We start from the raw sequence: 26,104 nt of genomic DNA, 5'->3' as shown, positions 1-26,104 counted from the left end.
CGCCGGTACCGGGGCCGGGACACGGCAAGCGCTTGCGCGCGTCCCCCGGGCGGATCAATAGGCGAACGCACGCGCCGTATTCACTGAGATGGCGGTTGCCATGGCGTCCTCGTCGATGCCCTTGACCGCCGCCATCGCCCGGACGGTGACCGGAACGAGATACGGCGCGTTGGGCCGGCCGCGGTACGGGGCCGGGGTCAGGAACGGGGCGTCCGTCTCGACCAGGACCAGTTCCAGCGGGGCGACGGCGAGGGCGTCGCGCAGCGGCTGGGCGTTCTTGAAGGTGACGGTGCCGGCGAAGGACATGAAGTAGCCCTTCTCGGCGCAGATCCGGGCCATGTCCGCGTCGCCGGAGTAGCAGTGGAAGACGGTCCGCTCCGGGGCGCCCTCCTCCGCCAGCACGCGCAGCACGTCGGCGTGGGCGTCGCGGTCGTGGATGACCAGCGCCTTGCCGTGCCGCTTGGCGATCTCGATGTGGGCGCGGAAGGACCGCTCCTGGGCGGCCATGCCGTCCGGGCCGGTACGGAAGTGGTCGAGGCCCGTCTCGCCGACGCCGCGCACGTGGTCGAGGGCGGCGAGCCGGTCGATCTCGGCGAGCGCGTCGTCGAGGGCGGTGTCCCCGCCGCCGGGGCGGGCGCCCTGCCGCGACCAGCCGTCGGGGTCGCCGAGGACGATGCGGGGGGCCTCGTTGGGGTGCAGGGCGACGGCCGCGTGGATGTTCTCGTGGTGGGCCGCCGTCTCGGCGGCCCACTGGGACCCCTTCACGTCGCAGCCCACCTGGACCAGGGTCGTCACCCCGACGGAGGCGGCCTTCGCGAGGGCCTCTTCGACGGTGGTGTCCTGCATGTCCAGGTGGGTGTGCGAATCCGCGACCGGGACGCGCAACGGCGGCGGCGGGGGCGGCGCGGTCTCTTTGTCGCTCATGCGGTCGATCCTACGAAAGCGGCGCACGCGCACGGCTCACGGCCACCGCATCCCGCGCGCGGCCGACCGTCTCCCGCTCCCGGCGACGCGGTCTCCCGCCGACGCGCGCCGCCCGCCCCCTCTCCCCCCTTAGTGCTTGCGGAAGGGGTGCAGCAGGTCCGAGAGGTGCCAGTGGTGCGGCTCCGCCTGCCGCGGAACCTCGGCCTCCGTCTCCCCGGCCGCGAGCGGACCGGCCACCGGAGCCGCCGCCGGGGCCGTCTTCGCCGGGCGGCGCTGAAGGGCCTGGATGGACGACACCTGGCCGGAGCGCATGATCCGCACGACGGTGCCGCCGCAGTTCAGGCAGGAGGGCCGGGACAGCGGCGAGGGCACCCGCTCCCCGTTCGCACGGTAGACGACGAAGGGGTGGCCGGAACCGTCCGTGTGGTGCTCTATCTCGTACGCCTGCTCCCAGCCGTGGCCGCACTTCATGCACGCGAAGGCGTACGCCTCCTGCACGGTCCCCGCGAGGGATCCGGTGGTCGAGGTCTGTGCGGTCATGCTGCCGGCCGCGCTTTCGGCGATCTCGCTCATGCCAGCTCCTTTCCACTCACCATCCAGTGGACGCCTTTTCGGACCAAAGCGCGACAGGCCTGCCAAAACGTAAGGAGCATTTGACGCCGACCTGAGAAATCAGGTCACCCTCAGGCATTTGCTTTGCATTTCAAGAGCTTCCTTTACTCTCACCACCCCCCGCGCGAGCCGCATTCTTTGCCGCCACGACGGCATCGAACACCTCGCGCTTGGGCAGCCCGGCGTCGAGGGCGACGGCGGCGATGGCCTCCTTGCGCCGCTCCCCCGCCTCCTCCCGCACCCGCACCCTGCGCACCAGTTCCTCGGCGTCCAGTTCGGCGGGCCCGGCCTCGGGGGCTCCCTCCACGACGACGGTGATCTCGCCGCGCACCCCCAGGGCCGCCCACTCGGCGAGCTCCTTCAGCGGGCCGCGCTTCACTTCCTCGTACGTCTTGGTCAGCTCGCGGCAGACGGCGGCCCGCCGCTCCTCGCCGAACACCTCGGTCATCGCGGCGAGGGTGTCGTCCAGCCGGTGCGGCGCCTCGAAGTAGACGAGCGTCCGCCGCTCGTCGGCGACCTCGCGCAGCCGGCCGAGCCGCTCGCCCGCCTTGCGCGGCAGGAACCCCTCGAAGCAGAACCGGTCGACCGGCAGCCCGGACAGCGCGAGCGCGGTGAGCACGGCGGAGGGGCCGGGCACCGCGGTGACCCGGATGTCCTTCTCCACGGCCGCCGCGACCAGCCGGTAGCCGGGGTCGGACACCGACGGCATCCCGGCGTCCGTCACCAGCAGCACCCGGGCGCCGCCCTCCAGCGCCTCCACCAGTTCGGGGGTGCGGGCCGACTCGTTGCCCTCGAAGTACGACACGACACGCCCCGTCGTGTACACACCGAGCGCCTGGGTGAGGCGCCGCAGCCGCCGGGTGTCCTCGGCGGCGATCACGTCCGCGCTCTCCAGCTCCTTCGCCAGCCGCGGCGGCGCGTCCGCCACGTCCCCGATGGGGGTCCCGGCAAGAACGAGGGTTCCCCGGCCGGCGGACCCGGAGGTGGACGCGGGGGCGGGCGCGGGGGCGGGCGCGGGTGCAGTCGATCCAGTCACACCGCCCATCCTCCCAGGGTGGACGGGCGACTCGCACAGCCTCGTTACCTACCATGACCCGGTGACGAGTACCGCGCCCCAGACCCAGCACGGGCGGGCCCCCCAGGAGGACCCGCCCAACTGGCAGCGACGGCTGCGCCGGTTCGGCTACGTGCCGCGCCGTCAGGTGAGCCTGCGGGACCGCCTCGTACCGCCGTACGCCCGCCCGCCCGGCCCCTACCTCTGGTCGGTGCTGCGGATCGGGCCGCACCTGGCCGACCGGCTGGTCCGGCTCGCCCCGTGGGGCGGCCCGCTGCTCGTGACGCTCCTCGCCGCCCTGACCCGGTTCTGGAACCTGGGCAGCCCCAAGGCGGTGATATTCGACGAGACGTACTACGCGAAGGACGCGTGGGCGCTGGTCAACCAGGGGTACGAGGGCAGCTGGCCGAAGGACGTCGACAAGTCGGTACTGGCGAACCCGGACGCGGTACCCATTCCGACCGACCCCGGGTACGTCGTCCACCCCCCGGCCGGGAAGTGGCTGATCGGCTGGGGCGAGCAGCTCTTCGGGTTCACGCCGTTCGGCTGGCGGGTGGCTGTCGCCGTGCTCGGTGTGCTCTCCGTGCTGCTGCTGTGCCGCATCGGGCGCAGGCTGCTGCGCTCGACGTTCCTGGGGTGCCTGGCGGGGCTGCTGCTGACCGTCGACGGGCTGCACTTCGTGATGAGCCGCACCGCGCTGCTCGACCAGGTGCTGATGTTCTTCGTGCTGGCGGCCTTCGGATGTCTCCTTGTCGACCGTGACTGGTCACGTCGCCGGCTGGCGGACGCGCTGCCCGTCGGCGACGACGGGGCGCTGCGCCCCGACGCGCACATCGCCGAAACGCTCCGCCTGGGCCTGCGCCCCTGGCGGCTGGCCGCCGGGCTCTGCCTGGGGCTGGCCTTCGCGACCAAGTGGAGCGGCCTCTACACGCTGGTCGTCTTCTGTCTGCTGACCGTCGTGTGGGACGTCGCCGCCCGCCGCACGGCCGGCGCCCACCACCCGTACAGGGCGGTGCTGAAGCGGGACGTGCTGCCGGCCTTCGTCTCCACGGTGCCGGTCGCCCTCGGTACGTACCTGGTCTCCTGGACGGGCTGGCTGGTCACCGACAAGGGCTACTTCCGCGACTGGGCCAAGGGGCGCGCCGGTCTCTCGCCGGACCACGTCGGGCCGGTTTCGCTGCCGCAGTTCGACATGACGTGGGTGCCGGAGTGGCTGCGCAGCCTGTGGCACTACGAGAGCGAGGTCTACTCGTTCCACATCCAGCTGACCTCGGGCCACACCTACGAGTCGAACCCGTGGTCCTGGATCGTGCTCGGCCGTCCCGTCTCGTACTTCTACGAGTCCCCGCGGCCCGGCACGGACGGCTGTCCGGTCACGGAGACGGAGAAGTGCGCCCGCGAGGTGCTCGCGCTGGGCACGCCGATGCTGTGGTGGGCGGCGGCGTTCGCGCTGCTGTACGTGCTGTGGCGCTGGTTCTTCCGCCGCGACTGGCGGGCCGGGGCGATCCTGGCGGGCGTGGTGGCCGGCTGGTTCCCCTGGTTCCTCTACCAGGAACGCACGATCTTCTTCTTCTACGCGGTCGTCTTCGTCCCGTTCCTGTGTCTCGCGGTGGCGATGATGATCGGCGCGATCCTCGGCCCACCGGGCTCGGACGAACGCCGCCGTTCGATCGGTGCGATCGGCGCCGGGGTCCTGGTCCTGCTGATCGTCTGGAACTTCATCTACTTCTGGCCCATCTACACCGGCACCACGATGCCGATCGACGCGTGGCGGCACCGGATGTGGCTCGATACGTGGATCTAGCCGGGCGGCCGGGCCCGGCGTCCCGGGGACCAAAACCGGATGCCCCTGCCACGTACCAGTCCCATAACGCCCGGCGTACCAGTCCCATAACACCCGGCACCCCTGTCTCTGCCGCCCCGTAGAGTCACTCCCCGATGACTCCCGGGCACCGTGCGCCCGGGGACTCCTGGGGAGGGGACTGCGGACATGCGCAGTGGAGCCAAGGTCGCCGTCGTGGGCGGCGTGTTCGTACTGGTCGCCGGTGGCGTCGGATACGGGGGCTACCAGCTCCTGTCCTCCGACTCCGACGGCAAGGACGGCGGCACGCGGGCGGGCGCCGGTGCCGCGCCGGCCCGCACCGGGCCGCCGACCGCCGACGAGGTGAAGTCCACGGCCAACGACTTCCTCACCGCCTGGGCGAAGGCGGACTCCGCCACCGCCGCCCAGCTGACCAACAACGCCACCATCGCCACCACGGTCCTCTCCGCGTACTCCGAGGAGGCCCGCATCACGGGCCTGAAGATCACCCCCGGTAACCCGGTGGGCGCCAAGGTGCCCTTCACCGTCACCGGCAAGGTCGTCGCAGACGGGCAGCAGAAGCCGCTCAGCTACGCCTCGTCGCTGACCGTCGTACGCGGGAAGACCACCGGCCGGGCGCTCGTCGACTGGGCGCCGGCCGTCGTGCACCCGGACCTGAAGAAGGGCGAGACCCTCAAGACGGGTACGGCGTCCGCCCCGCCCATCAAGGCCGTCGACCGCAACGGCAAGGAGCTGACGAAGGAGAAGTACCCCTCCCTCGGCCAGTTCCTGGACCAGCTGCGCAAGAAGTACGGCGAGCAGTCGCACGGCAAGCCGGGCATCGAGCTGTACATCGCGTCCGAGAACCCGGACGCCCCGGCCCGCACCCTCCTCACCCTCTCCAAGGGGGAGCCGGGCAAGCTGGAGACCACCATCGACGCGGACATCCAGGCCGCGGCCGAGAAGGCGGTGAAGAAGTTCCCGGGCGGTTCGGCCGTCGCACTGAACCGCGGTACGGGGGCGATCCGGGCCATCGCCGACAACACGGCGTCGGGCTTCCCCGCCTCGGTCAGCGGGACCACCGCCCCCGGCTCCACCCTGAAGGTCCTCACGGCGGCGATGCTCCTGGAGAAGGGCATCGTCACGCCCGCCAAGACGGTCGACTGCCCGGCGGACGTCAACTACTACGGCACCCACGTCAACAACCTCAACAAGAAGGGCTACGGGAAGATCCCCTTCTCCCAGGCCTTCGCCGTCTCCTGCAACAGCGCCTTCATCAAGCAGATCGTCGAGGTCAAGGACGACGGCGCGCTGCCCGCCTTCGCCTCCTCCTACTTCGGCGTGGGGGCGGTCTGGAAGACCGGCATCGCCACCTTCGACGGCAAGATGGCACCCGAGGAGAGGGGGCCCGCCGCCACCCAGTACATCGGGCAGGGCAACACCCGGTTCAACCCGCTGAACATCGCGTCGATCACCGCGACCGCCACCACCGGCACCTTCCACCAGCCGTACCTGGTCGCACAGGACCTCGACGACCGCGAGTTCGCGAAGGCCCCCAACTCCCTGTCGCCCGCGACGGTCTCCGGCATCCGCTCGATGATGAGCCTCACCGCCACCAGCGGTACGGCACAGAAGGCGATGTCGTCCGTCAGCGGCAACAAGGGCGCCAAGACCGGCTCCGCCGAACTGGACAACCAGAAGGAGTCCAACAGCTGGTTCACCGGTTACGCCGACGACCTCGTGGCGGCGGCGGCCGTACCGGCCGGCGGTCACGGCGGCGACGCGGCGGGGCCGATCGTGGCCGAGGTCCTCAACGCCCGTTGACGACCGTCAACGACAGTTGATTTATCGACAGTTACTGACCGATCACCGTCGGGTCCCCGGCCACCCACCCCTCGGAACCCGGTCGCACGGCCCGCACGCCGCGCAGTAGCGTGCGGGCCATGAGCACTACCGATCCCACCCCCGTCCACCCCCTGTTCACGGCGGCGCTCCGCGAGGCCCATCTCACCGTCGAGACCCGCCGCTTCCCGGACGGCGTGCGCACCGCCGCGCAGGCCGCCGCCGCGGTCGGCTGCGCGCCGAGCGAGATCGTCAAGTCGCTGGTCTTCACGGCGGACGGGGTGCCGGTCCTGGTCCTGATGGACGGCTCCTCGCGCGTCGACGTCGAGCGGGTACGGGCCGAACTGGGCGCGGCGGAAGTGAAACGGGCGGACGCGGCACTGGTCAGGTCGACCACCGGTTACGCGATCGGCGGCGTACCACCGTTCGGCCACGTCACCAGGACCCGGGTGCTGGCGGACCGGGGGCTGCTGGCGCACCCGGTGGTGTGGGCGGCGGCGGGCGACCCGCACACCGTGTTCCCGATGGAACCGTCCGCACTGATCGCCCAGGCCGGCGCGACCCTCACCGACGTGCGCGAGGACACCACCCCCGCCGGCGGGGCCGCCACGTGACCCCTCTCGTCTGCGCGGCGGTGCTCGTCGCCGCCGTCACGCACGCCAGCTGGAACGCGATAGCCCACCACATCAAGGACCAGCTCCTCTCCTTCACCCTCATATCGGGCGGCGGCCTGCTGATCGGCGCGGTGGCGGCGCTCTTCGTCCCGCTCCCGGCGGCGGAGGCGTGGCCCTACCTGGTCCTCTCCGCCGCGCTGCACGTCGCGTACATGCTGCTGCTGATGCGGTCGTTCACGCTCGGCGACTTCGGCCAGATGTACCCGATCGCCCGGGGCAGCGCGCCGCTCGCGGTGACGGTCCTGGCGGCGCTCTTCGCGAACGAGATCCCCGGCGGCTGGCAGCTGACCGGCGTCGCGGTCGCCTGCACCGGCCTCGTGGGAGTGGCCCTGTGGGGCATCCGCGGGTCCGGCAGGAAACCGCAGTGGACGGCCATCGGCGCGGCACTCGCCACCGGCCTGGCCATCGCCTCGTACACGACGGTCGACGGCCTCGGCGTCCGCGCCTCCGGCACCTCGCTCGGTTACATCGCCTGGCTGATGATCCTCGAAGGGATCTCCATCCCGCTGTACACCCTGTACCGGCGCCGCGCCCGTCTGGCCGCCCAGCTGAAGCCGTACGCGGTCCGCGGGTTCTGCGGCGCGGCGCTGTCGGTCGTCGCGTACGGCCTGGTCCTGTGGGCCCAGACCCGCGCCCCGCTGGCCCCGATCGCGGCCCTGCGCGAGTCGAGCATCATCGTGGGCGCGGCCATCGGCTCGCTGTTCTTCAAGGAACGATTCGGCGCCCCGAGGATCGCGGCGGCGGGCCTGATGGTGGTGGGCATCGGCCTGATGCTGCACGCGAGCTGAGCCCCCGGCCGGGGGGATGCCCGGTGGCGGCCACCGGGTGCACGACGGTGGCCGCCACCCCGGCTACGCCCCGAGGCCGACCACCTTCCGCGGGGTGATGCGCAGCGTCAGCCGCACGGCCTCCGCGGGCAGTCGCAGGTACTCCTCGCCCGCCCCCGGCCCCTCGTACTTCTCGGCCAGTTCGACGGCCAGCCGCCGCCCCTCGTCCTCCGCGACCGCGGCCGAACCCCGTACCTCGACGTAGGTGTCGGTGTCGGACGCCGCGTACACGGTCAGGCTGACCCTCGGGTCGCGGCGGATGTTGCGCACCTTCAGCCGCCCGTCCTGGGTGGAGACGAGCAGGTCGTCACCGTCGCGCCCCACCCAGACCACCGAGGTCTGCGGACTGCCGTCGGCGTTGATCGTGGCGAGGACGGCGACGTTCGGGCCGTCGAAGAGCTTGCGGGCCGTGGCGTTCAGAGAAGTCGACATGCACGTGAGCATACGAACACCGCTTCCCGTCACAGAAGTTCGGTGCGGTGTGTAAGTCCGCGCGGGCCCCCGACACAAGGAAGGTGGAGGGGATGGTGATTCCGATCGACGACGCACAGTCGTACACGGACTCCTACCGGCTGCACTTCGCGGCCGTCGAGTCGTACGTGCGCAGGCGGGTGGGTGCCGACGCCGTGCAGGACGTGGTGGCCGAGGTCTTCACCGTGGCGTGGCGGCGGTGGCACGAGGCGCCCCGGGAGCGGCTGCTGCCGTGGCTGTACGGGGTGGCCCGGCTGACGCTGGCCAACGCGTACCGCGACGAGCGGCGCCACCGGGCGCTCGCGGACAGCCTCACCAGGACGGCGGCGGAACAGGTCGCGGACGACCACGCGGCGGACGTGTCCGCACGCCTGGTGGTCGCGGCGGCGTTCGAGACGATGCGCCCCGCAGACCGGGAGGTGCTGCGGCTGGACGTCTGGGAGGGGCTGGCGCCGCGGGACGCGGCGCTGGTGCTGGGCTGCACGACGGCGGCCTTCCACGTACGTCTGCACCGCGCGCGGCGCCGCTTCCGGCAGGCTCTCGCGGTCACGGAGATCACCGAGGCCCCTCGGCGGCACACGTCAGTTCTCACGGAAGCGGAATGGGGGACCAGGTGAAGGACCACGCGTACCGGACGCTGAAGTCGATCGACCCGGCCGCGGGCACGGACCCGGGCGGGACCGCGCGGGACGGCTGGCGCGCCACCCGCCGCGAGCGCGACCGGGTCCTGGAGCAGGTGCTGCGCACCCACCGCGACATGCCGTCGGCCGCCTCCCGCCCGGCCCGCAGGTGGCGGTGGTCGCTGGGCGGGCTGGCGGTCGCCACCTCGCTCGCGGTGGCGGTGTCGGCGTACACGATGGTCGGCCCCGACCCGCAGCCCGCGCACGCGCTGACGCCGGCCCCCCTCGGCTACCGGGTCGACGACCGGTCGCCGCGGACGGTACTGGGCACGCTCGCCGCCGCCGCCCGCAGGGACACGTACACGCCGCCGGCCGGCGCCACGGTGCGCACCGTGCACGAGAGCTGGTCGCTGTCGACCCGGATCGACGGCTTCCAGGTGCGTTCGGCGATCGTCCCCGAGGAGCGGGAGACCTGGGTCGAGCCCGACGGCTCCCAGCGGTGGAAGGCGCGGACGAAGCCTCCGCAGTTCGCGAACCCCGAGGACGAGGAGGTCTGGGAGGACGCGGGGTCCATCGGTGAGAGCCCCCTCACCTCCGAAGGCTCCTCGCCCTCGCGGGGTTCGGTCCGGCCCGCCCCCGAGGACGCCCGGGGCATGGACAGGTGGCTCCTCGCCGACCATCGGAATCCTGGCAACCCCGAGAAGTCCTCAGGATCGGGCGAACTCTTCGACTCCGTGTCCGCCCACCACCTGACCGAGTTCTGGAACGGACGGCAGCGGGCCGCCCTTCTCGACGTGCTCGCTTCGCGGCCCGACGTCAAGTACCGGGGAACGGTCACGGACCGGGCGGGCCGGACCGGCCGGGCCGTGTACGTCGATTCCGACTACGGCGGCCTGCCCACCCGGCACACCCTGATCTTCGCCCCCGCCGACGGCAGGCTGCTCGCGTACGAGGAAGAACTCACCGAGACCGCCGGCGCGCTCAACGTGAGCGTTCCCTCGGTGACCCTCTATGTGAACTACCTGAGCGCGAAGCCCGAGTGAGGACCGAGTGAGGACCGGCCGTGCGGCGGCCGGTCACCCTCGCGCTAGGCGGCGAGGAAACAGTCCGCCGCGTTGTCGGCATTCGCCCGTGCGTCGGTGGTGTGCGGTGCCTCCACCCACAGCGGGTCGATGCAGGAGTTGTCGTCACCGGCACGGGTCCTGCCGTAGACCCGGATGTTCATCTCGCCCTTGTTCGACCACGACGAGGTCATGTTGACGAACCCGTAGTCGCTGAAGTTCACGAACCTGGTCTTGGGCATGTTCCAGGCCAGCCGGCGGCCTTCCCAGTTCGGGTACTGGTAGAAGCAGTACCAGTCGTTCCCGAACACCTCGGTGGGGCAGTTGTCCGCGGCGAGTGCCGTGCCTTCGCGCTCCCTCGTGGACTCGGGCAGGCCCGCCGCTCGTGCCTGGAGCCTCTGTGCGGCGGGGCTGCTCACCGGGGCCCGCCGCTCGCCGGGGAGGGCGAAGGTCATGATCGCTTCGCCGTCGTGCCAGGCGATCTCGTTGCGGCTGATCTGGACGCCGCCCTCCGACTCCGCGAGGACCTTGTCGATCTCCCGCTGCAGCCCGTCGACCGCCGCGGTCGCGGACGCCTGGGTCGAGCCGAAGACCGTGGCTCCCACCACGACGGCGACACCGATGGAACGTGCACTCCTGCTGAGCATGAGTCCCTCCCCGGCCACGGGCCACGCGCCCGGCAGCCACGATATCCTCACGTGTGCGAGTGTCGGACGTCCAGACGATTTCACCCCAATCACAGGTGTCTCGTTTTCATCAACTGACGCATTTTTCAAGGTGGTTGCGCTTGTACCCCGACGTCACACAGGGGCCACCGACGCCATGACGGCAGCGACGCCGCCCCTCGGGTCCACCCCGCGCCGGTAAGAGAAAGGTAAAGACCCGGGTTTCCGTACATCCATTTGCCCTTCACATGCGTCACACACGCAGGCGACCTCCTCATGTGGCCGCCACTTCAGGGCATTTGGAGCATTTACCTTGAATACTGGCATCAAGGCGATCTGTCGCATATCGGCGACTCTCGTCACCGCCGGGTCGGTCATGGCGGCCGGGGCGTTCGTCGCTCCGGCGGCGCAGGCCGCCGCGCCCAAGGCGCCGTCGATCGTCGCCAAGGGCGGCTTCCTGATGGACGCCGCCTCGGGGCGCACGTACTTCGGGAAGTACGCGGACACCCGGCTGTCCACGGGTTCCACGACCAAGATCATGACCGCTCGGGTGGTGCTCGGCGTCAAGGGCCTCAACCTGGACACCAAGGTCACGATCGACAAGGCGTACAGCGACTACATCGTCAGCCGGGGCGCCTCCTCGGCACGGCTGATCGTCGGCGACAAGGTCAGCGTGCGGCAGCTGCTCTACGGGCTGATGCTGCCGTCCGGCTGCGACGCGGCGTACGCGCTGGCGGACAAGTTCGGTGCGGGCAAGACGCGGGCGGCGCGCGTGAAGTCGTTCATCGGGAAGATGAACGCGACCGCGAGCAGCCTGGGCATGAAGAACACCCACTTCGACTCGTTCGACGGCATCAGCAACGGCGCCAACTACTCGACGCCGCGCGACCTCTCGAAGCTGGCCGCGAACACGCTGAAGAACAACCACTTCCGCGCGATCGTGAAGACCAGGTCGACCACCCAGCGGGTGACCACCAAGAACGGTGGCTACCGCAACATGTCGTGGACCAACACCAACAAGCTGCTCGGCAGCTACAGCGGTGCCATCGGCGTGAAGACCGGCTCCGGCAAGCAGGCCAAGTACTGCCTGGTCTTCGCCGCCACCCGCGGCAAGCGCACGGTGGTCGGCGCGGTCCTCGCCTCGACCAACGAGGTCAACCGGACCGCGGACGCGAAGAAGATCATGGACTACGGCTTCAGGCTCTGACCGGCCGGAATTCCGGCGCGGGAGTCGGCCGAGTCCTCGACCTGGGAATCGGCCGCGGAGGCCGGGGAATCGGCTGACCGGGGGTCGGTGAGCCGACCGGGCAACGGGCCGGTGAGCCTCTTGGGCAGCGGGCCGGTGTGTACGGAGGGTTAGGCTCCGGGGATGTTTCCCGGGAGAACAGCCCCCCGTACGCACCGGCCCGTTCGTCTGCCGCGACGGTCGCGGCTGCTGGCGGGCGCGCTCGGCCTGCTCCTCGCCGTACCCCTCCTCGTCGCCCGCGACGGCGTGCGGGTGAGCACGCAGGACGTTCGGAGGTTCGTGGGGTACGGGCTACTGCTGCCCGCCGACTTCCCCCGGGGCGTCAAGTTCGCCGACAAGCCGCCGTACGGGGGCCCCACGCCCGCCCTGCTCCCGGTGCCCGCGTCCACCGCCCCGAACTGCCACCGCGACCAGAGCGTCCTGGACGACTTCCGCCGACGCGCCGAACGGGACCAGGGCTTCCCCGGCGCCGCCGCCCGGTACTCGACCGGCGACTACGGCGGGATCGCGATGCATGTCGCCCGGCTCCCGGAGGACGGGTTCCGGCGCCTGGCACGGGCCCTGACCGAGTCGCCGCGCAGTTGCGACGGCGTCACGATCCCGGACGACGTGGACGAGCACGGCGGCGGCCGACAGTATGCGATCACCGTCCACGAACGCTTCCGGAAGCTCCCCGCCGTCGGCCACGGTGTCGTACTGGAGCTGGAGCGGTACCTGGAGCCCGGCGCGCCCGCCGACTGGGCGGGCGACGCCGCATGCGTGTACCTGGTCAGGGACGGGGACTACGCCGCTCTGATCACCTCGCGGACCCGTGGCGGCGGTCCGGAGGAGGACAACTACGCACGGCTGTCCGCCAGGACGCTGAACCGGGCCGTCGAACGGCTGCACGGGCTGCACTCCTCCGGCCCGGTGACCCGGCCCGGCCGGCCGCCCGTCGTACGGGCGGAGGGCAGTGGGTGAGAGAACGCGGCGGGCAGCACGTGAAGGAACGCTGCGGACAGCAGGTGAAGGGACGCCGCGGGCAGCAGGTGAGCGACCCGGGTGTGCCGCCCCGGCTCAGGACTTCGCCGCCGCCAGGCTCGCCTTCACCGCGGCGATCAGCGCGGACGCCCGCGGATCCGCGGTGACACCCTTGCGCAGGCCGTTGGTCACGTAGCCCAGCGCGATGCCGGACTCCGGGTCGGCGAAGCCGAGGGAGCCGCCGCGGCCGGGGTGGCCGAAGGAACTGGGGCCCAGCAGCGGGGACGCCGAGCCGTGCAGCATGAAGCCGAGGCCGAAACGGGTGTTGACCACCAGGACGCGGTCGGGGCCCGCCGACTCCTCGGTGCGCGCGAGGGTGAGGGTCGCGGGGGCGAACAGCCGCGGGCCGTCGTCGAGGGGGCCGAGCATCGCCGCGTAGCAGCGGGCCAGCGCACGGGCGGTGGATATGGCGCCGGACGCGGGGAGTTCGGCGGCCCGGTAGGCGGGGTCGTTCTCGTCGGGGAGCGGGTCGATGGCGCCGAAGGCCCGGCTGGTGAGGGAGGCGGGGTCGGCGTAGGCGTCGCTGACGGCGCGCTTGGGGCGGAGCTTGAGGCCGCCGGGGTTCGCGGGCTCCTCGATGCGGTCGAGGCGGCCGACCCGGTGGGCCTCCTCCTGCGGCAGCCCGATCCAGAAGTCGAGGCCGAGCGGGCGGGCGATCTCCTCGGCGACCCAGCGGCCGATGGTGCGGCCGGTGACGCGGCGGACGAGTTCGGCGATCAGGAAGCTGTACGTCTGGGCGTGGTAGCCGTGGTCGGTGCCGGGCTCCCACTGCGGGGCCTGGGCGGCGACCGCACGCGCCCCGGACTCGCCGTCGCAGGCCTCGGCGGGCGTCAACGGGCGGTCCAGGGCGGGTATCGCGGCCCGGTGCGAGAGGAGGTGGCGGACCAGGACGCGTTCCTTGCCGGCCGCCTTGAACTGCGGCCAGTAGGTGCCCACCGGTGCGTCGAGGTCGATCTGGCCGCGCTGGTGGAGGAGGAGCGGGACGGCCGCGGCGATGCCCTTGCCCGCCGAGCGGACGACCTGCGCGGTGTCCAGCGCCCACGGGTCGCCGCCGTCGACGTCGCGGGTGCCGCCCCAGAGGTCGGCGACCTTGTGGCCGTGCCGGTAGACGGCGACGGCCGCGCCGCGTTCACCGCGCTGCTGGAAGTTGGCGACGAACGCGTCCCTGACCGGCTCGAAACCGTCCGCCACCGTGCCCTGGACGTCCACGCACACCACTCCCACTCACACCTGGCACCGACTTGTCCCGCCCCCATATGGTGCAACGCTTCGACCTGCGCCGCTGTCCCGGCCCCCACGTACCCCCCAGGGGCGCCGCCGCCGCTAGGGCACCCGTACCGAACCCGGGTCGAAGCCGAACGGCAGCTCCAGGCGGTGGGCGCGCATCAACCCCTCGTCGAGCAGGAGGTCCTGGGTGCGGCCGTCCGCGGCGACGACGCCCTCGCTCAGCACGACCGCGCGCGGGCAGAGTTCCAGCGCGTACGGCAGGTCGTGCGTGACCATGAGGACCGTCACGTCCAATTCACGCAGAATGTCGGCCAGTTCGCGGCGCGACGCCGGGTCGAGATTGGACGACGGTTCGTCCAGTACGAGGATCTCGGGATGCATCGCGAGTACGGTCGCCACCGCCACCCGGCGGCGCTGCCCGAAGGAGAGGTGGTGCGGGGCACGTTCGGCGAACTCCGCCATCCCCACCCGCTCCAGCGCCTCCCGGACCCGGGCCTCCAGCTCCGCGCCCCGCATTCCGCTCGCGGCCGGACCGAAGGCCACGTCCTCACGGACGGTGGGCATGAAGAGCTGGTCGTCGGGGTCCTGGAAGACGATGCCGACGCGGCGGCGGATCTCCGCGAGGTTCCGTTGGGCGACGGGGAGGCCTGCCACCTCGACCTTTCCCGCACCTGCGGCGAGGATGCCGTTGAGGTGCAGGACGAGGGTGGTCTTGCCCGCGCCGTTGGGGCCGAGCAGCGCGACCCGCTCCCCCTGGCCGATTGTCAGGTCGACGCCGAAGAGGGCCTGGTGGCCGTCCGGGTAGGCATAGGCGAGCCCACTCACCGACAGCGAAGGCTGTTTCGTACTCATTCACCACACCCATCCCGTCACACACACCAACAGCGCCGCCCCCGGCAGCGCCGCCGCTCGTATCCACTGCTCCCGTGACGCGGTGACCTCGTCGATCACCGGCATCACTCCCGTGTACCCGCGGCTCATCATCGCCAGGTGCACGCGCTCGCCCCTCTCGTACGACCGGATGAACAGCGCGCCCGCCGACTTGGCGAGCACTCCCCACTGACGTACGCCCCGGGCCTCGAACCCCCGCGACCTGCGCGCGATCGACATCCGGCGCATCTCGCCGCCGATCACCTCGCCGTAGCGGATCATGAAGGACGCGATCTGCACGAGCAGCGGCGGGAGCTTCAACCGCTGGAGCCCGAGGAGCAGTTCGCGCAGGTCGGTGGTGGAGGCGAGGAGTACGGAGGCGGCGACGCCGAGGGTGCCCTTGGCGAGCACGTTGAACGCACCCCACAGCCCGGAGACGCTCAGCGACACCCCGGCGACCTGCACGCGGGCGCCTTCCGCGACGAACGGCATCAGCACCGCGAAGGCGACGAACGGCACCTCGACCAGCATCCGCGTCAGCACGTGCCGGACCGGCACGCGGGCCACGTACGCGACCCCGGCAAGCAGCACCGCGTACAGCGCGAACGCCCACACCGCCTCGCGCGGGGTGGCGACGACCACCACCACGAAGGCGAGGACGGCGACCAGCTTGCAGTGCGGCGGCAGCGCGTGGACCGGGCTGTGACCGCGCCGGTAGAGGGCGTGCGCGTGACCGGCGCCCATGTCAGCCGGAAACCTTGCCGGAAGTCGACTTCTCGACAGACTCGGGTGCACGTCGCTTGCGGACCGCCCAGAAGACGCCGCTGCCGACGGCGACCGTCACCCCCACGCCGATGACTCCCGCGAGACCGCCGGACAGTCGCGCGTTGTCGACATTCCTGACGCCGTAGTCGGCGAGCGGCGAGTCGGCGGCGGCGTGCTCACGGACGTTCTTGTCGATGCCCTGGTCGGCGGCGACCTTCTCCAAGCCGTCGGGGCTGGCGGACGCGTAGAAGGAGACGACCCCGGCGAGCACGAGGGCGGTCACCAGCCCGGCCCCCCAGATCCTGCGGGCCGACCGGGCGGTGGCGGGCGCGGGCGCGGCGGCCGGTGCGGGGGCGCCGTCGGCGGCGGGCGCGTCGATCAGCTCACCGCCGACCCGCAGCTTCAGCGGCGCGGCCAGGCCGCGGGCGCCGTGCACCAGGTCGGGGCGCACGGCGAGCACCGAGCTGACGGTGAGCGCGGTGATCGCGGCCTCGCCGATGCCGATCAGCACGTGGACGCCGACCATCGCGGTCAGCACCTTGCCGACGGACACGTCCGTGGTGCCGCCGACCGCGTAGACGAGGGTGAAGAACGCGGCGGCGGCCGGCACCGAGAGGAGGGCCGCGACGAACGCGGCGACCGTCACCGACCTGCGGCGCCCGCGGGGCAGCACCTTGAGGAGGCCGCGGAAGACTCCGTACGAGACGAGGACGGTGACCACGCCCATCACCGTGATGTTCACGCCGAGCGCGGTGAGGCCGCCGTCGGCGAACAGGATCCCCTGCATCAGCAGCACCACGGATATGCAGAGCACACCCGTGTACGGGCCGACCAGGATCGCGGCGAGCGCGCCGCCGAGGAGGTGCCCGCTGGTACCGGCGGCCACCGGGAAGTTGAGCATCTGGACGGCGAAGACGAAGGCCGCGACGAGGCCCGCCAGCGGAGCCGCCCGTTCGTCCGCCAGCTCGCGCCGCGCCCCGCGCAGGCTCACGCCGACGGCGGCGGCGGCCACCACTCCGGCAGCCGCGGACACGGGGGCATTGATGAATCCGTCGGGTACATGCATGAGCGGTACTCCCAGGTCTTCCCGCACGGAAATGGGCAACCGTTCGATGATAGGGACTTATTGCAAAGCGGTTGCAAAAGTCCCGGAGGTACAAATACCCACTCCCGGCGCGAAGCAAAATATGGGACATTGGATAGCAAATAAGGTCAATATCAGTTTTTGTGCGTAGGACGACGACGCGCAGCGCCCGGTGACGGCCGCGCGCGGCACGCCAGGACGACGACGTGAAGGAGGCGGGCCGATGTCCCGCACCGCAGGCGAACCGGCCGCAGCAGGGGAACTCGCCGTGTCGGAGCCCGCGAGGTCCGCCTTCGAAGTGCACCTGCGCGGCCGGCTGATCACCGACGCCGCCATCAGCCCGCGCATTCCGGTCGCACTGCGGCACGACCCGGCGGACGACCCGCGCGCGGTGAGCGTCGTACTGCCGACCTCGGACCCCGCCCCCGGACCCGACGGCGGCTCCGACGGCGGCCACCGCCACGACCGCACCGTGTGGACCTTCCCCCGCGCCCTGCTCGAAGCGGGCCTGCGCACCCCCGCCCAGCAGGGTGACGTACGGATCTGGCCGTGCGGCCGGGTCCAGGCGGTCCTTGAACTGCACGCGGCCCGCGGGGTGGCGCTCGTCCAGCTCGACAGCGCCCCGGTGGTCCGCTTCCTGCGCCGCACCTACGCCTGAGGGACCGGCCGCCGCCGCGGTGAGCCGGCCGGCGCCCCGGGCAGTAGGCCGCCGCCCCGGGCAGCCGGCCGGCGCGGCTTCCGTCCCCAGGACGCAGCAGTCGAAGACTTCGCTGTTAAAGATCCGCCCTTACGAGTTGCCGGGGCCCTGGTGCGCGGAAAGCATTGGGGCATGCGAGCGCCCACGAACGACGACGCCGAGCAGCCCTCCGGTCACCGACCGCCCGGTGCGGACCGCCCCGGCCCGGAGCCCGCCGGACCCGCACCTTCCGCCCCCGGGTACCTCCGTTTCCCGCACCTGCACGGCGACAGCATCGCCTTCGTCACCGAGGACGACCTGTGGGTGGCGCCGCTCGCCGCCGAGGGCGAGAAGCCGGGCCGGGCGTGGCGGCTGACCGCCGACCGGACCCGCGTCGGCCACCCGCGCTTCTCGCCGGACGGCAGCCTCCTCGCGTACACGACCTGGCGCAGCCTCGACCCCGAGATCCACGTGGTGCCGGTCGAGGGCGGGCCCTCGCGGCGGCTGTCCTACTGGGGGTCGGTCGACGCACGCGTGTGCGGCTGGACGCCGGACGGGAACGTGCTCGCGGTCTCCTCGCACAACCAGCCGTTCTCGTACTTCTCCTGGGCGTACTCGCTGCCCACCGACGGCAGCCCCGGCGGCAAGCTCCCCTGGGGGCCGGTCTCCGACATCGCGGTCTTCGACGGGCTGCCCGAGTGCGACGGCGAGCGACGCACCCTGCTCCTCACCGGCACCCCGCCGCACGAGCCGGCCGCCTGGAAGCGCTACCGGGGCGGCGCGACCGGCCGCCTGTGGCTGCACGGCGAACGCCTGCTGCCCGACCTGAACGGACATCTGGACAGCCCGATGTTCGTCGGTGACCGGATCGCGTTCCTTTCCGATCACGAAGGCATCGGCAACCTCTACTCCTGCCGCACGGACGGCGGTGACCTACGTCGACATAGCGACCATGACGCCTTCTACGCCCGGCACGCCTCCTCGGACGGCTCGCGGGTGGTCTACCAGTGCGCGGGCGAACTGTGGCTGGTCGACGACCTCTCGCCGGACGCCCGCCCCCGGAAGCTGGAGGTCCGGCTCGGCGGCCCGCGCACCGGGCGGCGCGGCTACCAGGTCCCGGCCTCCGGGCACGTCGGCGGCCTGGCGGTGGACACCACAGGACGGGCGAGCGCGGTGTCGGTGCGCGGCAGCCTCTACTGGCTGACCCACCGCGACGGCCCGGCCCGCACCATCGCCGACACCCCCGGCGTACGGGTGCGGATGCCGGAGATGCTGGGCGCCAGCGGGCAGGTCGCGTTCGTCACCGACACCGAGGGCGAGGACGCCGTCGAGATCGCCTATCTGCCGCGCGCGGCCGGCGCCCGCGCCCCGCGCCGCCTCGCCTCCGGCCAGCTGGGCCGCGTGCACGAGATGGTGGCCGACCCCGACGGCGAGCGCGTCGCCCTCGCCTCCCACGACGGCCGGCTGCTGCTGCTGAACGTGACCGAGGGCGAGGAGTCGCTGACCGAACTGATCCGCTCGATCAACGGTCCGGTCCGCGACCTCGCGTTCTCCCCCGACGGCGCGTGGCTGACCTGGTCGCACCCGGGCATCGGCCGCTCACTGCGCCAGATCAAGATGGCGCGGATCAACGACAGCCTGATCGTGGACGTCACCAACGGCCGATTCGAGGACGAGAACCCGGTCTTCACCAGCGACGGCCGCTACCTGGCGTTCCTGTCCTGGCGCGGTTTCGACCCGGTGTACGACGTGCACACCGGCGACCTCTCCTTCCCGCTCGGCTGCCGCCCGTACCTCGTCCCCCTCTCCTCCGCGACCCCCTCCCCCTTCGCCCTCTCCCCCGACGGACGGCCGGCGGCGGGCGGCCTGGACCCGGACGAGGCCGCCGAGGGCGACGGCACGGTGACCGTCGAGGTCGAGGGCCTGCCCGCCAGGGTCACCCCGTTCCCGGTCGCCGCCTCCAAGTACTCCTCGCTGTCGGCCGTGAGCAGCGGCGGCCTGGTCTGGCTGCGCTGGCCGATCTCCGGCGCGCTCGGCGAGACATTCGCCAACCCGGCCGACACCTCCGGCCGCCCCACCCTCGAACACTTCGACCTCGCCAAGGCCCGCAAGACCGAACTCGCCGACGACCTGGAATGGTTCGCGATCAGCGGCGACGGTACGCGGCTGGTGATCGTCGAGGACGGTGAACTGCGTGCCGTACCCGCCACCGAACGCGCCGACGGCGACTCCACCGTCCACCTCGACCTGCGCCGCATCCTGCACGACGTGGACCCGGGCGCGGAGTGGCGGCAGGCGTACGCGGAGGCCGGGCGCATCATCCGGGCGTACTTCTGGGAACCGAGGATGGGCGGCATCGACTGGGACGCGATCCTCGACCAGTACCGCCCGCTGGTCGAACGCGTCGCCTCCCCCGACGAGTTCGCCGACCTGCTGCGCGAGGTCCTGGGCGAGCTGGGTACGTCGCACGCGTACGTCGCCGCCGCCCGCCGCAACGAGGGCCCGCCGCACTACCAGCGCGCCATGGGCCTGCTGGGCGCCAACTTCTACGTGAAGGAAGGCAACTGGACCCTGTCGCGCATCCTCCCCGGCGACTCCTCCGACTCCAAGGCGCGCTCCCCGCTCGCCGGCACCGGCATCAGGGTCGGCGCGGTCCTCACCCATGTCGACGGCCGTCCGGTGGACCCGCTCGCCGGCCCGTTCCCGCTGCTCGCGGCGGCAGGCGGTACGACGGTCGAACTGACCTTCCTCCCCGAGGTCCCCGAAGGCACCGAGGCCCGCCCGCGCCGGGTCGCCGTCGTCCCCCTTGTCGACGAACGCCCCCTGCGCTACCAGGACTGGGTGGCCAAGCGCCGTGAGGTCGTACGCGACCTGAGCGGCGGCAAGTGCGGCTATCTGCACATCCCCGACATGGGCGGCTCGGGGTGGGCGCAGTTCAACCGCGACCTGCGCCTGGAGGTCTCCCGCCCCGCGCTCATCGTCGACGTGCGCGGCAACGCGGGCGGCAACATCAGCGAGCTCGTCATCGAGAAGCTCACCCGCCGCATCCTCGGCTGGGACCTGACCCGCGACGCCCAGCCCGTCTCGTACGCCTCCAACGCCCCGCGCGGTCCGGTGGTCGCCCTCGCCGACGAGGCCACCTCCTCCGACGGCGACATGATCGCCGCCGCGTTCCGCCTGCTGTCGCTGGGTCCGGTGGTCGGTCAGCGCACCTGGGGCGGAGTCGTCGGCATGACCGGACGTCACCCGCTGGGCGACGGCACGGTCATCACGGTCCCGATGAACGCGGCCTGGTTCGACGAGTACGGCTGGGCGGTCGAGAACCACGGCGTCACCCCGGACGTGTCCGCCCTGCGCACCCCACTGGACTGGGCGGAGGGCCGCTACGCCCAGCTCGACGACGCGGTGCAGGCCGCCCTGGACCTCCTCGCGGCCGCCCCCGCCGCCACCCCGCCCGACTACTCCGACGTCCCCGACAAGCGCCGCCCGAAACTGCCGCCGCGCTAGCGGGCGTCCGCGGCCCAGTTCCGCCGAGGGGTGCCGGGTCGACTCGTCCGCCGCGCCGCCGGCGCCCACCAGACCCTTGTCGACCTCGCCGAGGCGCGGCTCGAAGCGCTTCATCTCCCGCTGGCCGACCGTCCCGATGATCCCCGGCAGGTAACCGCGCACGGACTGCATCCCGCGCAGCCACCACTGCGCGTACACGTGTGCGGAGCGCCGCTCGATCCCGGCCACGATCCGGTCGACGGCCGGCCCCAGCGGGTACGTGCGGTTGGCGGGCCACGGCAGCCGCTGCCGCAGCTCGCGCATCACATCGTTCTGGTCGGCCCCGCGCACCATGTCGGTGTCCGTCCAGGAGAGGTAGCCGACGCCGACCCGCACTCCCTTGTACCCGACCTCCGCCCGCAGACAGTGCGCGAACGCCTCCACCCCGGACTTCGACGCGCAGTACGCGCTCATCATCGGCGCCGGCGTGATCGCCGCCAGCGACGCGATCTGCAGGAAGTACCCCCGGCTCTCCATCAGTACGGGCAGGAACGCCCTCGCCGTCACCGCGCCGCCCACCAGGTTGACCTCGATGACGCGCCGCCACGCCTCCGGGTCCGAGTCGACGAAGGGGCCGCCGGACGCGACACCGGCGTTGGCGACCACGATGTCGACCTTCCCGAACCGCTCCTTCACCTCCTGCGCTACCCGCGCCATCGCCTCGTGGTCGGTGACGTCCGCGTACCACCAGTCGCTCTCGGTGTGCAGCCGGCCGGTCACCTCCTTCAGCTGCTCGGGCTCCAGGCCGACGAGGGCGACGTTCGCACCCCGCGCGGACAGCTTCCTCGCCAGCAGCTCACCGACGCCCCGCGCCGCACCCGTGACGACGGCGACCTGACCCTCAAGGCTGTAGCTCACGCGACTTCCTCCTCCACGCCGGCACCCCTGTTGACGCCCTTGACGACATATCGATTCATCAGTTCCCGGAGCCTGTCGGTGACCAGCTCCGGCGCCTCCACCGGCGACATGTGGCCCACCCCGGTGAGCACCGTCAGCCCCAGCGAGTGCGGCAGCGCGGCCTCGATCTCCCGCGCGTGCACCAGCGGCGTCAGCCGGTCGTCGGTGCCCGCCACCACTGCGGTGGGCACCCGCAGGCCACGTACTCCCGCGGAGAGTTCGACCTCCGCCAGTACGTGCGACCAGGCCACCCGCGCTCCCCGCGGGCACGCGTGCACGATCCGCGCACACCGCGCGACCCTCGCGGGCGACGCCCCGCGGCCCATCGTGGCGTACTTCAGCACGGCCCGGGACACCGGCGTGACCGGCCCGAGCGGCGCCCTCGCACCGAGTACGGCACGGGTCAGCCGCGTCCGCAGCCCACCCGCCCGCAGCGGTACCACCGTCGCCTCGGCGACCAGCCGCGCACTGCCCGTGCTGCACAGCAGCACCGCCGCCGCGTGCTCCACGACACCCGGCCGGCCGGCCGCCGCCATGATCGTCATGCCGCCCATGGAGTGACCCGCCAGCACCGCCCGCTCACCGGGGGCGAGCGTCGCAGCGAGCACGGCCTCCAGGTCGTCGGCGAGCACGTCCGTCGAGTACGTGAGGGACGCGGGCGAGCGCCCGTGACCCCGCTGGTCGTAGGCGACGACCCGGAACTCCTGGGCCAGGTCCCGGATCTGCGCGTCCCAGAAGCGGGTGGAGCACGTCCAGCCGTGCGCCAGCACCACCACCGGCGCGTCGGCCGCCCCGTACACCTCGACGTGCAGCCGCGCCCCGTCGGCGGAGGTGACGGTCAGCTCCCTGCCGACGAGCCCGGGGACCGGACCGGAGCCACGACCGGCCCCCGCGCCCCGCACACCACGCTCCCCACCCGCCTCACGCCCGCTCACGCGACCGCCTCCGCGACCTCGGCGGACTCACCGGCGGGGAGTCCGGCCCGCACCACCTCGTACTCCGCGAGGTTGACCTCCCGGGTCGCCCGCCGGAACTCCGAGGTCGTGCCCGGCCACACGGTCGTGTTGCGGCCGTTGGCGTCCAGGTACCAGCTGTCGCAGCCACCGGTGTTCCACACGGTGCGCTTCATCCGCTCCTGCACCCGGCGGTTCCACGCCCCGACCGCCGACGGCCGCACGGACAGCGCCACCCGCCCGCCGAGCACGTTCAGCTGACGCATGTAGTCGGCCATGTAGTTCAGCTGCGCCTCGATCATCAGGATCATGGACGAGTTCCCCAGGCCGGTGTTCGGGCCGATGATCGTCATCCAGTTCGGGAACCCGGCGGCGCTCGCACCGCGCAGCGACTCCATGCCGCCCTTCCACGCCTCGGCGAGGGTGATCCCGTCGGCGCCCACCACCCGGTCGGCGATCGGCATGTCGGTGACGTGGAAGCCGGTGCCGAAGATGATCGCGTCGACCTCCGTCTCCGTACCGTCGGCAGCCACCAGCGTCGACCCGCGCACCTCACCGAGGCCGGAGGCGACGACGTTCACGTTGTCCTGCGCGAGCGCCGGGTAGTACGTGCTGGACAGCAGGATGCGCTTGCAGCCGATGCGGTACGAGGGCGTCAGCTTGGCCCGCAGCGCGGGGTCCTTGATCGCCTTGGCCATGTTCGCCTTGGCGAGGTTCTCCACGAACCCCAGCTCGCCGGGACGCTTGGTGAACGCCGACACCTGCAGCTCACGGATGCCCCACAGCAGCCGCCGCCGGGCGGTGCCGGTGACCGGCACCTTGCGGTGCAGCCACCGCTCCGCCCCGCTGATCTCGCGGTCCATGCGCGGCATCACCCACGGCGGCGTCCGCTGGAACAGCGTCAGTTCGCTCACCTCGGGCTGGATCGCCGGCACGATCTGGATCGCCGACGCGCCGGTCCCGATCATCGCGACCCGCTTGCCCCTGAGGTCGTAGTCGTGGTCCCAGCGGGCCGAGTGGAAGACCTTGCCGGGGAAGGAGTCGAGGCCGGGGATGTCGGGCGTCTTCGGGTCGGACAGCGGCCCGGTCGCCGAGACGACGACGTCGGCGACGAGGGTCCGGCCGTTCGCCGTCTCGATCTTCCACCACAGCTTCTCGGCGTCCCAGGTCATCATCGTCACCTCGTGGTTGAGGCGGATGTGCGGACGCAGCCCGAAGGTGTCGGTCACCCGCTCCAGGTACGCCCTGATGTGCTCCTGGCCGGAGAAGGTGCGCGGCCACTCGGGGTTGGGCGCGAAGGAGAACGAGTAGAGGTGGGAGGGCACGTCGCACGCGCACCCCGGGTAACTGTTGTCCCGCCAGGTTCCCCCGACCGAGTCGGCCCGCTCCAGGACGACGAAGTCGGTGATCCCCTCGCGCCGCAGCCGGACGGCGGCCCCCAGGCCACCGAACCCGGACCCGATCACCGCCACTCGTACATGCTCGTGCTCGAACTCGGCCATGCCCGACGCCTCCCGCACTCACTTGCTCATCTCACGACTCTGCCAGCAATCACTGGCACGGTTCGGAGCGTAAGGCAGTGGCGTACTGATCGGTAGGGGTAGGACACGACAAGTTACCCGGGGTACGACATAGGCTTCCGGGCGTGGCAGAGGCAGAGAGGTCCCGGAAACCGGGCGAACGGCGCACGGAAGACGACGGACAGCGACACCCGGACGGCGTACCGCGGCACACGGACGGCGGCGGCACCGAACACACCGACCCGGCCGGACCCCGCGAGTACCGCATGGAGGAACTCGCCGCGGCAGCCGGCATTCCGGTACGCACGCTGCGCTTCTACCGGGAGCGCAAGCTCATCCCGCCGCCCCGCCGCGAGGGCCGTATCGCCTGGTACAACCACCACCACCTGGCCCGCCTGCGCACCATCGCCGCCCTGCTCGAACGCGGCCACACCCTCACCGGCATCGCCGACCTCGCCGACACCTTCGACAGCGGCCGCGACGTCGGCGAACTCCTCAGCCTCGGCGAGGTCACCGAGGAGACCCCGGTCCGCCTCACCCCCGAGCAGCTCGCCGACTACTTCGAGGGCGAGGTCACCCCCGAGAACCTCGCCTCCGCCATGGCACTCGGCTACCTCGCCATCGACGGCGACGAGGTCGTGCACGTCAGCCGCCGGCTGCTCGACGTGTCGGCGGCCCTGGTGCGCGAGGGCATCCCCCTCGCGGAGGTGATGGCGGCCGGCCTCGCGGTCCGCGAGCACGCCGACGTACTCGCCCAGATCTTCATCGACCTGGTCACCACCCACGACGCCGACCCACAACGCCTGCGCCCCCTGGCCAAGAGCGTCGTCGAAGCCGAACTCTCCATGGCCCTCGACCGCCACCTGCGCAAGACCTGAACAGGAGGAACAGGCCCGCCCCGCCGCCCTACTCCTTGTAGACCACCGTCACCGGCGCATGGTCGCTCCACCGCTCGCCGTGGCTGGCCGCCCGCTCCACACGCCCCTCCACCGCACGCCCCGCGAGCCCGCCGGTCGCCACTTGGTAATCGATCCTCCATCCTGAATCGTTGTCAAAAGCGCGTCCGCGGTACGACCACCACGAGTACGGCCCCTCGACATCCGGATGCAGCTTGCGGACGACGTCGACGTACCCCGCCTCCTCGAAGACCCGTCCGAGCCACTCCCGCTCCTCGGGCAGGAAGCCGGAGGACTTGCGGTTCGCCTTCCAGTTCTTCAGGTCCGCCTCCTGGTGCGCGATGTTCCAGTCACCGCACACCACGACCTCACGCCCGTCCGCCGCCGCCCGCGCCTTCAGCGCGACCAGGTAGAGCATGAATTCGTCCATAAAGCGATATTTCTCGTCCTGCTTCTCGGTCTCGACCTCCCCCGACGGCAGGTACAGGCTCGCGACCGTCACCCCCGGAAGGTCGATCTCCACGTACCGGCCGCTCGCGTCGAACTCCGCGCTCCCGAAGCCGATCTGCACCCGCTCCGGCTCCTGCCGCGAGTACACCGCGACCCCGGCCCGCCCCTTGGCCTGTGCGGGCGCGAGCACCACGTGCCAGCCCTCGGGCGCCCGCACCTCGTCCGGCAGCTGGTCGGCCTCGGCCCGTACCTCCTGGAGGCACACCACGTCGGCCCCGGTCTCCGCCAGCCACGGTACGAAGCCCTTCTTGGCGGCGGCCCGCAGGCCATTCACATTCACGCTGGTCACAGTGAGCATCCAAAAACCCTACCGACCCTCCGCACCCTTCCCGCGCGCTCGTAC

General features: G+C 71.9%; 23 protein-coding genes and 1 pseudogene. 11 read left to right on the top strand and 13 right to left on the bottom strand.

Going from position 1 to position 26,104, the window contains the following annotated elements:
- Window positions 1–54: 54 nt before the first annotated feature.
- From ACFYVL_RS11340 to rsmI, 3 genes are all read right to left on the bottom strand, one after another.
- The gene (locus ACFYVL_RS11340) at window positions 55–924 is read right to left on the bottom strand and encodes a TatD family hydrolase (RefSeq protein ID WP_389243174.1); all 870 of its coding nucleotides are present in this window, start codon (window positions 922–924) and stop codon (window positions 55–57) included.
- A 129-nt stretch (window positions 925–1,053) separates the two neighbouring features.
- A complete protein-coding gene (locus ACFYVL_RS11335) occupies window positions 1,054–1,497 on the bottom strand; it encodes a hypothetical protein (protein WP_389243172.1) in 444 nt (147 codons plus the stop codon).
- Between the two features lie 130 nt (window positions 1,498–1,627).
- Window positions 1,628–2,572, bottom strand: a complete 945-nt coding sequence (gene rsmI / locus ACFYVL_RS11330) for a 16S rRNA (cytidine(1402)-2'-O)-methyltransferase (protein WP_389243170.1) — start codon at window positions 2,570–2,572, stop codon at window positions 1,628–1,630.
- Window positions 2,573–2,633: 61 nt separating this feature from the next.
- Here rsmI and ACFYVL_RS11325 point away from each other — a divergent pair, with 61 nt between their 5' ends.
- The 4 genes from ACFYVL_RS11325 (at window position 2,634) to ACFYVL_RS11310 (ending at window position 7,695) form a co-directional block, all read left to right on the top strand.
- Window positions 2,634–4,394, top strand: a complete 1,761-nt coding sequence (locus ACFYVL_RS11325) for a dolichyl-phosphate-mannose--protein mannosyltransferase (protein ID WP_389243168.1) — start codon at window positions 2,634–2,636, stop codon at window positions 4,392–4,394.
- A 186-nt stretch (window positions 4,395–4,580) separates the two neighbouring features.
- Complete coding sequence (locus tag ACFYVL_RS11320; RefSeq protein ID WP_389243166.1) at window positions 4,581–6,215, top strand: penicillin-binding transpeptidase domain-containing protein; 1,635 nt, start codon at window positions 4,581–4,583, stop codon at window positions 6,213–6,215.
- 119 nt (window positions 6,216–6,334) lie between these two features.
- Window positions 6,335–6,847 (top strand): YbaK/EbsC family protein, encoded by a 513-nt coding sequence (locus ACFYVL_RS11315; RefSeq protein ID WP_389243164.1) that lies wholly within the window; start codon window positions 6,335–6,337, stop codon window positions 6,845–6,847.
- On the top strand, window positions 6,844–7,695 hold the full coding sequence (locus ACFYVL_RS11310) for an EamA family transporter (RefSeq protein ID WP_389243162.1): 852 nt from the start codon (window positions 6,844–6,846) through the stop codon (window positions 7,693–7,695). The genes ACFYVL_RS11315 and ACFYVL_RS11310 overlap by 4 nt, the downstream gene beginning before the upstream one ends.
- 63 nt (window positions 7,696–7,758) lie before the next feature.
- Here ACFYVL_RS11310 and ACFYVL_RS11305 read toward each other — a convergent pair whose 3' ends face one another.
- The gene (locus tag ACFYVL_RS11305; protein ID WP_389243160.1) at window positions 7,759–8,166 is read right to left on the bottom strand and encodes a PPOX class F420-dependent oxidoreductase; all 408 of its coding nucleotides are present in this window, start codon (window positions 8,164–8,166) and stop codon (window positions 7,759–7,761) included.
- A 92-nt stretch (window positions 8,167–8,258) separates the two neighbouring features.
- Here ACFYVL_RS11305 and ACFYVL_RS11300 point away from each other — a divergent pair, with 92 nt between their 5' ends.
- Both ACFYVL_RS11300 and ACFYVL_RS11295 read left to right on the top strand, forming a co-directional pair.
- The gene (locus ACFYVL_RS11300; RefSeq protein ID WP_389243158.1) at window positions 8,259–8,822 is read left to right on the top strand and encodes an RNA polymerase sigma factor; all 564 of its coding nucleotides are present in this window, start codon (window positions 8,259–8,261) and stop codon (window positions 8,820–8,822) included.
- Window positions 8,807–9,868: a CU044_5270 family protein gene (locus tag ACFYVL_RS11295; RefSeq protein WP_389243156.1), complete on the top strand. Its 1,062-nt coding sequence runs from the start codon at window positions 8,807–8,809 to the stop codon at window positions 9,866–9,868. The genes ACFYVL_RS11300 and ACFYVL_RS11295 overlap by 16 nt, the downstream gene beginning before the upstream one ends.
- A gap of 44 nt (window positions 9,869–9,912) precedes the next feature.
- Here ACFYVL_RS11295 and ACFYVL_RS11290 read toward each other — a convergent pair whose 3' ends face one another.
- The gene (locus ACFYVL_RS11290; RefSeq protein WP_389243154.1) at window positions 9,913–10,533 is read right to left on the bottom strand and encodes a hypothetical protein; all 621 of its coding nucleotides are present in this window, start codon (window positions 10,531–10,533) and stop codon (window positions 9,913–9,915) included.
- Window positions 10,534–10,864: 331 nt separating this feature from the next.
- Between ACFYVL_RS11290 and ACFYVL_RS11285 the strand changes: the two genes are divergently transcribed.
- Both ACFYVL_RS11285 and ACFYVL_RS11280 read left to right on the top strand, forming a co-directional pair.
- Window positions 10,865–11,758 (top strand): D-alanyl-D-alanine carboxypeptidase family protein, encoded by an 894-nt coding sequence (locus tag ACFYVL_RS11285; RefSeq protein ID WP_389243152.1) that lies wholly within the window; start codon window positions 10,865–10,867, stop codon window positions 11,756–11,758.
- Between the two features lie 162 nt (window positions 11,759–11,920).
- Entirely contained in the window at window positions 11,921–12,757 is an 837-nt protein-coding gene (locus tag ACFYVL_RS11280) for a hypothetical protein (RefSeq protein WP_389243151.1), read from the top strand.
- 96 nt (window positions 12,758–12,853) lie between these two features.
- Here the strand turns inward: ACFYVL_RS11280 and ACFYVL_RS11275 are convergent, their stop codons facing one another.
- The 4 genes from ACFYVL_RS11275 to ACFYVL_RS11260 all read right to left on the bottom strand — a co-directional run bounded on the left by ACFYVL_RS11275 (window position 12,854) and on the right by ACFYVL_RS11260 (window position 16,745).
- Window positions 12,854–14,026 (bottom strand): serine hydrolase domain-containing protein, encoded by a 1,173-nt coding sequence (locus tag ACFYVL_RS11275; protein ID WP_389243149.1) that lies wholly within the window; start codon window positions 14,024–14,026, stop codon window positions 12,854–12,856.
- 114 nt (window positions 14,027–14,140) lie between these two features.
- Window positions 14,141–14,896: an energy-coupling factor ABC transporter ATP-binding protein gene (locus ACFYVL_RS11270; protein ID WP_389243147.1), complete on the bottom strand. Its 756-nt coding sequence runs from the start codon at window positions 14,894–14,896 to the stop codon at window positions 14,141–14,143.
- Window positions 14,897–15,658 (bottom strand): cobalt ECF transporter T component CbiQ, encoded by a 762-nt coding sequence (gene cbiQ, locus ACFYVL_RS11265; RefSeq protein ID WP_389243145.1) that lies wholly within the window; start codon window positions 15,656–15,658, stop codon window positions 14,897–14,899.
- 1 nt (window position 15,659) lies between these two features.
- Window positions 15,660–16,745, bottom strand: a complete 1,086-nt coding sequence (locus ACFYVL_RS11260) for an energy-coupling factor ABC transporter permease (protein WP_389243143.1) — start codon at window positions 16,743–16,745, stop codon at window positions 15,660–15,662.
- Window positions 16,746–16,986: 241 nt separating this feature from the next.
- Here ACFYVL_RS11260 and ACFYVL_RS11255 point away from each other — a divergent pair, with 241 nt between their 5' ends.
- On the top strand, window positions 16,987–17,421 hold the full coding sequence (locus ACFYVL_RS11255) for an SsgA family sporulation/cell division regulator (protein WP_389243141.1): 435 nt from the start codon (window positions 16,987–16,989) through the stop codon (window positions 17,419–17,421).
- Between the two features lie 171 nt (window positions 17,422–17,592).
- Entirely contained in the window at window positions 17,593–20,946 is a 3,354-nt protein-coding gene (locus ACFYVL_RS11250; protein WP_389243139.1) for a S41 family peptidase, read from the top strand.
- 33 nt (window positions 20,947–20,979) lie between these two features.
- On the opposite strand, the pseudogene ACFYVL_RS11245 reads toward ACFYVL_RS11250, so the two are convergent.
- The 3 genes and pseudogenes from ACFYVL_RS11245 to ACFYVL_RS11235 all read right to left on the bottom strand — a co-directional run.
- A pseudogene (locus tag ACFYVL_RS11245) lies at window positions 20,980–21,843 on the bottom strand (SDR family oxidoreductase); the annotation flags it as partial.
- A complete protein-coding gene (locus tag ACFYVL_RS11240; protein ID WP_389243440.1) occupies window positions 21,840–22,784 on the bottom strand; it encodes an alpha/beta fold hydrolase in 945 nt (314 codons plus the stop codon). The pseudogene ACFYVL_RS11245 and the gene ACFYVL_RS11240, both read right to left, overlap by 4 nt.
- 29 nt (window positions 22,785–22,813) lie before the next feature.
- A complete protein-coding gene (locus ACFYVL_RS11235) occupies window positions 22,814–24,337 on the bottom strand; it encodes a flavin-containing monooxygenase (protein ID WP_389243137.1) in 1,524 nt (507 codons plus the stop codon).
- A 284-nt stretch (window positions 24,338–24,621) separates the two neighbouring features.
- On the opposite strand from ACFYVL_RS11235, the gene ACFYVL_RS11230 reads away from it, so the two are divergent.
- The gene (locus ACFYVL_RS11230) at window positions 24,622–25,233 is read left to right on the top strand and encodes a MerR family transcriptional regulator (protein WP_389243438.1); all 612 of its coding nucleotides are present in this window, start codon (window positions 24,622–24,624) and stop codon (window positions 25,231–25,233) included.
- Between the two features lie 28 nt (window positions 25,234–25,261).
- Here ACFYVL_RS11230 and ACFYVL_RS11225 read toward each other — a convergent pair whose 3' ends face one another.
- Entirely contained in the window at window positions 25,262–26,059 is a 798-nt protein-coding gene (locus ACFYVL_RS11225) for an exodeoxyribonuclease III (RefSeq protein WP_389243135.1), read from the bottom strand.
- Window positions 26,060–26,104 lie beyond the last annotated feature (45 nt).

The organism is Streptomyces sp. NPDC004111 (assembly GCF_042874215.1).
Lineage (GTDB): Bacteria > Actinomycetota > Actinomycetes > Streptomycetales > Streptomycetaceae > Streptomyces.
This window is presented reverse-complemented; position numbering and strand designations above follow the sequence as displayed.